At 42.5% G+C, this 11,873-nt stretch carries 7 protein-coding genes; 4 read left to right on the top strand and 3 right to left on the bottom strand.

Annotation, left to right across the window (positions count from 1 at the left end; translation table 11 throughout):
• Nucleotides 1-1,217: 1,217 nt before the first annotated feature.
• Both ATH1_RS0117785 and ATH1_RS0117775 read left to right on the top strand, forming a co-directional pair.
• Complete coding sequence (locus ATH1_RS0117785; RefSeq protein ID WP_010422435.1) at nucleotides 1,218-2,861, top strand: diphosphate--fructose-6-phosphate 1-phosphotransferase; 1,644 nt, start codon at nucleotides 1,218-1,220, stop codon at nucleotides 2,859-2,861.
• A gap of 386 nt (nucleotides 2,862-3,247) precedes the next feature.
• Nucleotides 3,248-3,646, top strand: coding sequence for an RrF2 family transcriptional regulator (locus tag ATH1_RS0117775; protein ID WP_010422432.1), 399 nt, complete (start codon nucleotides 3,248-3,250; stop codon nucleotides 3,644-3,646).
• Here ATH1_RS0117775 and ATH1_RS0117770 read toward each other — a convergent pair.
• On the bottom strand, nucleotides 3,637-4,359 hold the full coding sequence (locus ATH1_RS0117770; RefSeq protein ID WP_010422430.1) for a 16S rRNA (uracil(1498)-N(3))-methyltransferase: 723 nt from the start codon (nucleotides 4,357-4,359) through the stop codon (nucleotides 3,637-3,639). The genes ATH1_RS0117775 and ATH1_RS0117770 overlap by 10 nt on opposite strands.
• A gap of 151 nt (nucleotides 4,360-4,510) precedes the next feature.
• Nucleotides 4,511-6,760: a sensor histidine kinase gene (locus tag ATH1_RS0117765; RefSeq protein WP_010422428.1), complete on the bottom strand. Its 2,250-nt coding sequence runs from the start codon at nucleotides 6,758-6,760 to the stop codon at nucleotides 4,511-4,513.
• An 806-nt stretch (nucleotides 6,761-7,566) separates the two neighbouring features.
• Between ATH1_RS0117765 and purB the strand changes: the two genes are divergently transcribed.
• Together purB and ATH1_RS0117755 are read left to right on the top strand one after the other, a co-directional pair.
• The gene (purB, locus tag ATH1_RS0117760) at nucleotides 7,567-8,922 is read left to right on the top strand and encodes an adenylosuccinate lyase (RefSeq protein ID WP_010422424.1); all 1,356 of its coding nucleotides are present in this window, start codon (nucleotides 7,567-7,569) and stop codon (nucleotides 8,920-8,922) included.
• Between the two features lie 230 nt (nucleotides 8,923-9,152).
• Nucleotides 9,153-10,973, top strand: coding sequence for an ABC transporter ATP-binding protein (locus ATH1_RS0117755; protein WP_010422422.1), 1,821 nt, complete (start codon nucleotides 9,153-9,155; stop codon nucleotides 10,971-10,973).
• 54 nt (nucleotides 10,974-11,027) lie between these two features.
• On the opposite strand, the gene ATH1_RS0117750 is transcribed toward ATH1_RS0117755, so the two are convergent.
• The gene (locus tag ATH1_RS0117750) at nucleotides 11,028-11,747 is read right to left on the bottom strand and encodes a (Fe-S)-binding protein (protein WP_010422420.1); all 720 of its coding nucleotides are present in this window, start codon (nucleotides 11,745-11,747) and stop codon (nucleotides 11,028-11,030) included.
• Between the last annotated feature and the right edge of the window lie 126 nt (nucleotides 11,748-11,873).

The raw sequence follows: 11,873 nt of genomic DNA, 5'->3' as shown, positions 1-11,873 counted from the left end.
GAATGACAGACAGCATCAGTGTCATTCTGAGGAGGAACGACGAAGAATCTCTTCACTGTCCAAATGAGGCTAAGGCTAAGGCTAAGGCTAAGGTTTAGGTTTAGGTTGAGATTGGGGATGAGATTGAGAATGCACCACAGATATCGCAGATTTACACAGATTTAACAATAATCAAATAGAGGTTGAGACTGAGGTTGAGAGGGTAGATTCTTCGCTTTTCTCAGAATGACAGACAGCATCAGTGTCATTCTGAGGAGGAACGACGAAGAATCCCTTCACTGGCCAAATGAGGCTGAGGCTAAGGTTGAGACTAAGGTTAAGGTTAATATACGGGATAAATGAAACGAGCATGACAAAGTTTGTCACAAAAGAACATGTATAAGTTCTTGCATGCGAGTTCCATCCGACCTTAATAAATAAATTTTATACGGATGAAAAGACAAATCACGAATACATTCATCAGCTCATTGGTTACAACAGCCGCGGAGCGGCGACAGAACTGTAGTAGAAAAATTGAATTCACAAGTAACTACTGCCTACTGCCTACTGCCTACTGCCTATTGCCTACTGCCTACTGCCTAATGCCTACTGCCTATTGCCTACTGCCTAATGCCTACTGCCTACTGCCTATTGCCTACTGCCTGCTGCCTAATGCCTATTGCCTACTGCCTACTGCCTACTTTATCATTTTTAGGCACCGATTTTTTCTATTCTGAGAAAATATTTTCAAATTTGCAACTGGAAAATCAGGAAGTTGCAGAGTTGAAAAGAAAAAAGGACAGTTTACTTCCTATTTGTTAATAATATTAGTCTGGCCTGGACAAGCCTGAGCCAAAAACAGGTAAAAAGCTAAAGTCATAATTTGTCTCGGATTAGTTAATTGCTATGCAATTATTTTTTGTCGTCAACGAAACGAGCATGACTACGTTTGCCTCAATCAGAATATGTATAAGTTCTTGTATGCGAGTTCCATCCGACCTTAATAAACAAATTTTATACGGATGAAACGACTGGAAGGAGTTCAAGAACACCTTAAAAAATCAATTATGATGTTGTCAATGACACGAATGATTGTCGCATCATAGATGCGACTAAATTCGCGTTAATTCGCGCAATTCGGTTATCCAAAGTACAAATGGCGCAGCCATTTATACATATTTTGCTAAGAAATACAACAAAATTAGTACAATAAAAAATTCAATAAACCATTTTGTAATATGATAAAAAGTCCACTCCAAATCGCGAGGGAAAAGTATGTTCCCAAAGTTCCTGCCGCACTAAAGGGCAGTGTAAAAATTGTTGAAGGAAGAAAGACCCAATCGGTTGCAGACCAGTCCGATATTGAAAAGATGTTTCCCAACACATACGGGTTACCCCTGTTGTCGTTCGAGACCGACGGCAGTGAGAAAAAATACCCGGCTCAAAAGGTGGGAGTCATTCTGTCAGGTGGACAGGCTCCGGGTGGGCACAATGTGATTTCCGGACTTTTCGACGGACTGAAAAGACTCAACGACGACAGTAAGCTGTATGGCTTCCTGGGTGGCCCCAGCGGTCTTATCGATAACGAATATAAGGAACTGACTTCAGATATTATTGCTCATTACCGGAATACCGGAGGCTTCGACATCATCGGTTCAGGAAGAACCAAGCTTGAAGAAGAAGCCCAGTTTGACAAAGCGCTTGAAAATTGTAAGAAACTGGGCATCAATGCTCTGGTAATTATTGGTGGTGATGATTCGAACACCAATGCAGCGGTACTGGCCGAGTATTTTGTTGCAAAAGGCGCGGGTATTCAGGTTATTGGTGTTCCCAAGACCATTGACGGGGATCTGAAGACCGAAATGATTGAGACTTCCTTTGGTTTTGACACCGCCTGTAAAGTTTACAGCGAGCTTATCGGGAATATTCAGCGTGATGCCAATTCGGCCAGGAAATACTATCACTTCATAAAGCTGATGGGACGTTCGGCTTCGCATATTGCACTGGAATGCGCGCTTCAGACACAACCCAACATTGCCATTATATCCGAAGAGGTTGAAGCTAAAAACATGACCCTTGATGACGTGGTCGATCAGATTGTCGAAGTGGTCGTTAAACGTGCCGAAAATGGGGATAATTTCGGGTCGGTACTGATACCCGAAGGCCTGGTTGAATTCATTCCAGCCATGAAATCGTTGATTAGTGAATTGAACGACCTTTTGGCAAAGTATGAATCGGAAGTTAACGCGCTGGAAAGTAATAAGGAACGCCGCGACTTTGTTGCTGCGAAACTTTCCAAAGAATCGGCAGAGGTGTTCACCCATCTTCCCGGCAGTTTTGCCAATCAGCTCCTGTTGGACCGTGACCCGCACGGAAACGTTCAGGTTTCAATGATTGAGACCGAAAAACTTTTGATCGACATGGTGAAAACCAAAGTGAAAAAACTCAAAAAGGAAGGGAAATTCAACGGTAAGTTTAAAGGTCAGGCCCACTTTTTCGGATATGAAGGCAGATGTGCAGCCCCGACTAATTTTGATGCCGATTATACTTATTCTCTCGGGAATACTGCCGCTATTCTGATTGCTGAAGGGAAAACCGGTTATATGGCTGCCGTTCGCAACCTTAAAGCACCTGCCGATGAGTGGATTGCCGGAGGCGTTCCCATTACAAGCATGATGAATATGGAACGTCGTCATGGTGCCATGAAGCCGGTTATCCGGAAAGCCCTTGTGAAACTTGATGGCAAGCCGTTTGGGAAATTTGCGGACAATCGTGAAGACTGGGCTATGAATACCAGGTATGTTTATCCGGGCCCCATTCAGTATTTTGGACCCAAAGAAGTGTGCGACCTGCCATCGAAGACACTGGAGCTTGAACGTTAACAATTGCCCGTCTGTATAGTCGGGAAAAGTTGCAACAAATCATGTGTCTGTTCAGAAAGTGCCGGTTGCAAGGCCTGCACAGTCGCCAAAACGAAGTCCCGAATGTGTTTTTTGTTGGTTTTTTATTTAAAAAGCCTTACAAAATCTACCGCGGGATGAATATTTTTGGCGACAAGCGTAACACAGCAAATGGTGCTTTATGGACAGACACTGACAAGCGCAATGGACAGATATTTTATTTTAGCAACCCGTATTCCGGAAACATCTGTTTTGTGGTTACGGGTTGTTTTTATTTTTTTACTTTTGGGTCGTGATCCTGCTGCTGAAAGATTTTTTTGGAGCGGGGACAGTCTTGATCTGAGACAATACCTTAAAGCATAAAAGCAATGTCAAATATTATCGCTCTAACCGAAGCCGCTTCAATAGGACTCCACGGTATGGTGTTGATAGCCCGGTCGGATGTGGTGCTGAACGTGAGTAAAATTTCGGATTTTATTGGCAGTTCACGTCATCATGTTGCTAAAATAATGCAGCGATTATCAAAAGCCGGATTTGTGTCATCGAACCGTGGGCCTTCCGGGGGGTTTGTTTTGAAGAAATTACCCGGAGAAATCACGCTTCTTGATATTTACGAGGCCATTGAAGGGCCACTGGCAGTCCAGACCTGCCCGCTGAACAGAGATGTTTGTCCCTTTGGTGAGTGTTTATTGGGTGATCTTTCTCTTCGGGTATCCCGTCAAATCAAAGATTATCTGGGGAGTCACACACTTCAGGATTATCTTTGACGTTCTTCCCTCATCTTAACAAACAGGCAAGCAGCAATTCCTGCTGTTTCGGTTCTTAGTCTGTTTTTTCCCAGTGAAACGGGAATAAACCCCTTCTCTTTTGCCAACAAAACTTCGCTTTCAGAAAAATCTCCCTCAGGTCCGATAAGAATCAAAACACCGTCGCTGTCTTTCCTGTTTTTCAAAAGGTCGGGCAGATATTGCTGCGCTTCCTGGTTATCGCAATAAGCAATGTATTTCAGTGGTTCGGGCAGAGCAGAATTCAGGAAATCCTGAATGTTCGTTAATTCGGTTATTTCCGGTTTCCAAAGGCGCAGCGATTGTTTAGTGGCAGCCGTCAGCACTCTTTCAAGCCGTTGCAATCTGATGTGTTTTCGTTCCGACTGATGGCACAAGAGCGGCGTTATTTTGTCGATACCCAGTTCGGTGCTCTTTTCCAGAAACCATTCAAATCTGTCAATGCTCTTTGTCGGTGCAATGGCAATATGGCATTTTCCTTCGGGTTCATTCTCAATTTCCGTATTTTCAATTCTGATGCGACACGCTTTTGCCGTAGCCTCTGTTATTGTGCCGATGGCACGCACCCCTTTCCCGTTGATGACGTGAATGGTATCTCCCTTGTTATGACGAAGAACTTTTATACAGTGGTGTGACTCTTCTTCGTTGAGAAGACCTCCGTTGGTTAGTATTTCGGGTTCGTAGAAGATTTGCATGGTTGTTATGTCGTTGGGTGTTGTTGGGTTGTCAGGATGTCAGGGGGTTAAATTGTCAGGTTGTTAGAATGTTAAATTGCTCGTTCGGTTTCGATGCTTGGACAAATTCGCTTGTTAGAAGTGTCTGTTCAGAAAAGTGGCTCCCTTCCTCTCAAAAATGTACGCCGGCTTTTAGTGTTTTAAATTCGCAGGGCAGGGTAAAGAAAAAAGTTGAGCCTTGTCCCGGTTTCGATTCAAACCATATCTGTCCTTTCATCATTGTTATCAGGCTTTTGGTGATGGCCAGTCCCAGTCCCGTACCGCCAAATCTTTTTACAGAGCTTTCATCCACCTGTCTGAAACGTTCAAAAATAATATTTTTATGTTTTGGGTCAATGCCCTGACCGGTGTCTTTCACTTCAAACATCAGTGTTTTTTGGTCTTTAATGCTGTATTGTATCTGTATGTAACCTTTTTCGGTGAATTTTATCGCATTGGTTAAAAGATTCAAAAGAATTTGCTGAAGCCGGTAAGGGTCGGCATTAATAAAGAAGTTGTCATCATCGATGCCGTACTTAACCATGAATTCTATGCCGCTTTTCTTTTTCTGTTGCATCAGGTTGATACAAATATTCCTGATATTCCCGAGCAGGTTATGAAGATCGAAAGTTTCCTTTTTAATCTGTAATTGACCCGATTCAATTTTGGAGATGTCAATGATGTCATTGATGATGTTCAGCAGGTTCTCTCCGCTGTTTTTTATCATTTCCAGATATGTTCGGTTATCATTTTGGGGGGATGCTTCAGTGGCCATTAGTTCGGTAAATCCCAGTATGGCATTCATGGGCGTTCTTATTTCATGGCTCATATTGGCGAGAAAAGCAGATTTCAGCCGGTCACTTTCTTCCGCTTTCTCCTTGGCTTCTTTCAGCTGTTGTTCAAACTCTTTCTGCGACTGGATTTCAGTGATGGTACCAACCATTCGCAGGGGGTTCTGACTTTCATCGCGTTCTGTAATTTTACCGTGTATTAAAAACCAGATATAATCACCGGGTTTTGTACGCAATCTTGCCTCACAATGAAACATTTGAGCATGCCCGTTTTTATGCATTTGAAACGTTTCGCAAACCTGTTGCTGGTCGTTGTGATGAAAAAGCGTTGCGTATGTTGATGTGTTAAAACCGATTTCGTTGGGGTTATTGTATTTTAATAATTGTGCAAATCGTTGACTCAGAAATACATCTCCGGTTAAAAAATCAACATCCCATAGCCCCTCATTGGCACCTTCAAGAGCCATTTCCAGACGGTTCTCACTTTGCATCAACTGCTTTTCCGCTTTTCTTTTCTGGCTGATGACGCGCAGAAGTATCAGGATAATGATCAGAAGAAAGGCAAGAATAGACGTAACGATGATCAGTTCCTGCTGAAACCGTTCGAAGGGGTTCTCGGGCTTATTGAGCAGGATAGCTTTGGGGGTCAGTGCCGAGTAGTTGATACCGTTTTTATTGAGCTGGCGGTAGTCCAGCATCAGTTTTTCGGGAGAAGGGGTCAGCCATGGCATGTTTGCATTGCCTTGTAGCATTTTTTTCATGATCCGGGCTGCTTCACGCCCCTGGTCGCATCCTCTTACAACCACACCTCCTACAATGAAGTCGCCAAACAGAAAATCCCAGTTGCTATATATCGGGGCCCGGCAGTTATTATGAAAAAGTCCGGATTCCTGAATCATTTCACGCGGGATTCCGTTACGTTGGATGTACAAACTCAATAAGTAAATAACTTTGTGGTCGGAACATATATTTTTCAGTTCAAAAGTCAGTTGTTCCGGTGATTTAGCTCTCAGCATTCTGTATTTTAAGTCGGGGTGTTTGGTTGTAACCGTTTCGATAAACTGATTGCTGAATATTTTCCCCGAGACTGTTGAGTCAGAGATTACAATCAACTCGTCGAGGTTTGGGTGCAGTTGCTTAATGAGATGCAAAGTGCTGTCGATATTGATGTGCTCATTAATACCTTTGAATCGTGTGGTATCGATTTTGTAATTCCTGATATTGTTGTTTCCGCAAAAAGCAACGGGAACATCACCCCAAATCCTGTCGCCATAACGGAGGAAAAAGTCAAAAGCGTTGTTGTCACTGATTATGATACCGTCTATTTCGGCCGATGAATATTTGTGCTGATAAACTTCACGTAATTGTTCGATGTATGCCTTGTTCTGAAACCGTTTTGAGTCCATATATTCGACAAATACCCTGTACTTGCCGGCATCTGAAAACTCCTCCAGCACCCCACTGGTAATATCAGCCGTCCATTTGAAGGTAGGATGGTATGAGTTAAGTAACACAATGTCGGTGAAACTTGTCTCTCCTCTGGTACAAAAGGGAAAAAGTAATGTCAAAAGTATTACCGGAATGGTTTTCATCAGTATAAAATTAATCTAAGTTATTGGCCTGATGGAACTCGCATGATTGTGTTTTATACATGTCCTTTTGTGACAAACCTTGTCATGCTCGTTTCATCACTATAAATATTTTTTCTTTATACGGGCAAACTATGGTGTTGCAGGGGTTGGTAAAAAAGCTAAAACGCAAAGACGTTTGTTGTGTTTATAATCCACACTACTGGCTACTGACTAAAAACTACTGACTAAATTACTTATATCTAAAAATCTGATAATCTATTAAGGCTATCTTTGTCATGCTCGTTTCATTTGCTTGCTTTTTTCCATCTCATCACGAAAACTTATGAATAATTCAGTTTAAATAAAAATATGGAATTTTTTGGAGATGCTCAAAACCAGGGAAAGAATATTTGTTCTTAGTGATAGATCGTTGAATTTTTAGATATAAGGTATGAGCTACAGGCAGAAGTTTGTCAGGCAAAAGGCAGAAGATGTAATAGACTTAGTGCTCGTCTGTAAAGTCGGGAAAGTTTCTTACTTAATAATGGGTCTGTTCAAAAGTGTCATTTAGAATGCCTGCCCCCGATATCATCGGGGCAGGCATTGCAACTGGCACTTGATAAAATTTTCCACGTGAAAGACTTTGAAATCTTTTCTTCGCGATTTTAGCGCTTCTTTAATTTCGCGTTCTTGGCGTGGAATAGAAACAGACAAAACTCCTTGCACCCCAAAATAATATTTAGCCGATATTGACAAAATAGCTATTGCAGTAACAGACTCAATAATCATTTTTTCCTACCTTTGTGGCGGCGAAAAGGAAGACAACTATGACAGACCTGCATTTGCTTACAGCAATATCTCCCATCGACGGCCGATACCGTTCGAAAGTGGACGGCCTTGCCCTCTATTTTTCCGAGTATGCTCTTATTCGTTACAGGGTAATGGTGGAAGTGGAATATTTCATTGCCCTTTGTGAGGAGCCGCTGGAACAGTTGAAAAATTTTGATCATGGTAAGTTCGATGTATTGCGTGCCATTTACAGAAACTTTCAGCTCGAGGATGCCGAACGTGTTAAGGAAATAGAAAATGTAACCAACCATGATGTTAAAGCCGTTGAATATTACCTGAAAGAGCAATTCGATCGTCTGGAATTGAAAGGATTTAAAGAGTTTATACATTTCGGTCTTACTTCACAGGATATTAATAATACAGCAATTCCTGCCTCTCTTCGCGATGCTGTGCACGGTGTTTATTATCCGTTTCTGGAAGAACTGATCGCTAAACTCGAAGCGCTTTCCAATGAATGGAAGGATGTCCCCATGTTGGCCAGAACGCATGGTCAACCTGCTTCTCCGACACGCCTGGGAAAAGAGGTACGCGTTTTCGTGGAACGCCTTAAGCGACAGTTGATTTTGCTTAAAGACATTCCTTGTCCGGCTAAATTTGGCGGTGCCACCGGTAATTTTAATGCACACAAGGCTGCCTATCCACAGGTGGATTGGGTTGATTTTGCCAATCGTTTTGTCGGAGAAAAGCTTCAGCTGGAGCGTGAGCAGGTGACCACGCAAATATCCAATTACGATAATTTGGCAGCCATTTTCGATAATTTCAAGCGCATCAATACCATTCTTATTGATTTGGCCAGAGACTTCTGGTTATATATAATGATGGAGTATTTTAAGCAGGAAATCAAGAAGGGTGAAGTGGGTTCCAGTGCCATGCCACACAAAGTGAATCCGATAGACTTTGAAAATGCGGAAGGAAATCTGGGGGTGGCAAATGCGCTGTTTGAACATCTGGCCGCCAAACTCCCGGTTTCAAGGCTTCAGCGCGATTTAACCGACAGTACTGTTTTACGCAACATTGGTGTTCCTCTGGCTCATACGGTGTTGGCGATTCAGTCGTTACAAAAAGGACTGGGAAAGCTTTTAATCAACAAACCTGCCATAGACCGGGACCTGGAAAACAACTGGGCAGTAGTGGCCGAAGCTATACAGACCATCCTGCGACGGGAAGGATTTGCCAATCCTTATGAAGTATTAAAAGACCTGACGCGCACCAATGAAGTGATCAATGAAGAATCTATCTCCCGTTTTGTTGACACATTAGATGTGGATGAGCGGGTGAAAGATGAACTCAAAAAGATTTCTCCACGGAATTATACCGGTGTCGATTTATTTTAGTAATATGCGCGATTACGGAGCTTGAACAGCTTCTTTTCAAGACTACTGAAATGGGATAATACGATATTTTTCTTACGGGTTTTTGAAGTTCAGACATCATAAAATCTAATAATCTAAGCATCTTAAATCTAACATCTTAAATCTAACATCTTAAATCTAAACATCTTAAATCTAAATATCTTAAATCTAAATATCTAACATCTAAATATCTAACATCTAAACATCTGTTAATGCGAGACTTCTGGTTCATAATGAAGCGGTTTTTGCCGCCCTATAAACATCTGCTGGTTTTTAATATTTTGTTTAATCTCCTTTCGGCTCTGTTTGCCGTTTTTTCGGTTGCACTGATGATCCCGATGCTTGAGATTATTCTTGGGCAGCAAAGTGAGGTTTATGCATTGGCAGACTGGAATCTCAACTTTAATGATCTTAAGCACAATTTATATTACTACATCACGCAATTGAAGAACAATTATGGTCCCGGTTGGTCGTTGCTTTTTGTCGGGGTATTTCTTGTTTTCGGAACCCTCCTGAAAACCGGTTTTGCCTATCTGGCCTCCTATACCAGTGTTGGCATCAGGAATGGTGTTGTACGTGATTTGAGATATCAGATATACCGGAAAATACTGAATTTGCACAGCGGTTTTTTCAGTGAGGAAAAAAAAGGAGATATCATTGCCCGGTCAACCGGTGATGTTCAGGAAGTTGAAAATTCCATCATGTCGTCGCTCGATATGTTTCTTAAGAATCCGGTGCTTATTATGGTCTATCTGGCGGCCATGCTGATATTCAGCGTAAAACTCACGCTTTTTGTCTTTGTTGTTTTACCATTGGCCGGATACATCATTGGCCGGGTGGGCAGGAGTTTGAAAAAGACGTCGCGTGAAGGTCAGAATAAGATGGGCGATCTACTGGGAATAATAGAGGAAACACTTTCCGGATTGCGTATCATCAAAGCTTTTAATGCCGAAAAACGGATGGACCACCGTTTCAATGAGGAAATAGAGGAATACCGCAGCATAATGAACCGTCTGATGCGCCGAAGAGATCTGGCACATCCGATGAGTGAATTCCTGGGTACCATAGTGGTGGTTATTCTTGTATGGTTTGGCGGTACGCTGATTCTTACTGAGTCGGACACTCTTAATGCTGCGCAATTTCTGGCTTATCTCGGGATATTTTACCAGGTGATCAACCCGGCTAAAGCCTTTTCCAAGGCATTGTATAATATCCAGAAAGGACTTGCGGCCTTTGACCGGATTGACGGGATTCTTAATGCCGAGGTGAAAATAAAAGAGTCGCCCAATGCCAAACCAATCAATGAATTAAAACAGGGAATCGAATATCGTAATGTAACATTTGCGTATAACAAAACACCCGTTCTCAAAAATATTTCACTTTATATTCCCAAGGGAAAAACCATTGCACTGGTGGGGCAGTCAGGAAGCGGTAAATCTACTTTTGTTGACCTTCTTCCCAGGTTTTACGATGTGAGCGAGGGTGCTATCCTGATTGACGGGATTGATATCCGCGATCTTAAAATTCATGATTTGCGCCATCTGATGGGAAATGTAAATCAGGATGCCATTCTTTTTAATGATACCATTTTTAACAATATTGCTTTTGGTGTTGAAAATGCTACGCCGGAACAGGTTGAAGAGGCTGCCAGGGTGGCCAATGCACACGACTTTATCATGGCGACCGAACATGGATACGATACCATCGCAGGCGACCGTGGGGGACGTTTGTCGGGCGGACAAAGGCAGCGTATCAGCATAGCAAGGGCCGTCTTGAAAAATCCCCCTATCCTTATCCTCGATGAGGCCACTTCGGCCCTTGACACAGAGTCGGAGAAGCTTGTACAGGAAGCGCTTGAAAACCTGATGGCCAACCGTACTTCAATCGTTATTGCGCACCGCCTTTCTACTGTCCGTAATGCCGATTGCATCTATGTATTTCATGATGGTGAAATTGTGGAAACCGGGGATCATCATGAGTTGATTGAAAAAAGAGGTGTCTATCAGAAGTTACATGAGCTGCAGATGCGATAGAGGTAACCCTGAGGAAATATTTTTCAAAAAACTTTGCACCTTCGCGTTTATCGGTCAAAATCTGGCCAGAACGTCTGCTATATGAATGGTTTTTATGGGCAATTCATTTTTCTTGATATAACTTTCGATATTCAACAGGCAGGATGCCTCAGTTGAAACGATGTATTCGGCGCCGGTAGAGAGTGCATTTTCAACTTTTTGTTCCACCATAGCTGTTGACACCGGTACATATTTCACCATGAAAGTTCCGCCAAAACCGCAACAAGTGGTATTGTCGGGTAATTCACGTAATTCCAGCCCCTCGACGTTTGACAGCAGACGACGGGGTTCGTCTTTGATACCATATTCGCGAAGTGCCGAACAGGCATCATGATAGGTTACTTTGTGCGGGAAACAGGCTTCAAAGTTTTCAATTTTCAGGTGATTAACCAGAAAATCGGTCAACTCCACCACATTTTTGCATACGCGGTCAACATCCTCTTTTTTATCAGGATGCTCTTTAAACAATTCCGGGTAATGATTGCGGACATATCCGGCACACGAGGCAGCAGGAATAACAATGGGACGGTCGTTTGGAAAATCCTTCAGAAATTTTTCTGCCGATTTCCTTGATCCGTCCCAATACCCACTGTTGAAAGTGGCCTGGCCACAGCATGTCTGCCGGGGATTATAATTAACCTCTATACCGGCTTTTTCAAGGATTTTTACAACATTCCACCCGGTACCGGGGTATAACTGATCTATAAAACAGGGAATGAATAAGTCTACAACCATGTTGTTACGCCTTTATATTTGATGAGCCACGCCTGAAAAGCATCTTTGTTACCAGACTCATTGTTGTTTTAAATTTTTGAAACGAGCATGACAAGGTTTGTCACAAAAGAACATGTATAAAACTCA

The organism is Anaerophaga thermohalophila DSM 12881, from assembly GCF_000191885.1.
Lineage (GTDB): Bacteria > Bacteroidota > Bacteroidia > Bacteroidales > Marinilabiliaceae > Anaerophaga > Anaerophaga thermohalophila.
Note: the sequence above shows the minus strand (reverse complement) of the source record. Positions and strands in the feature narration are given on the sequence as shown.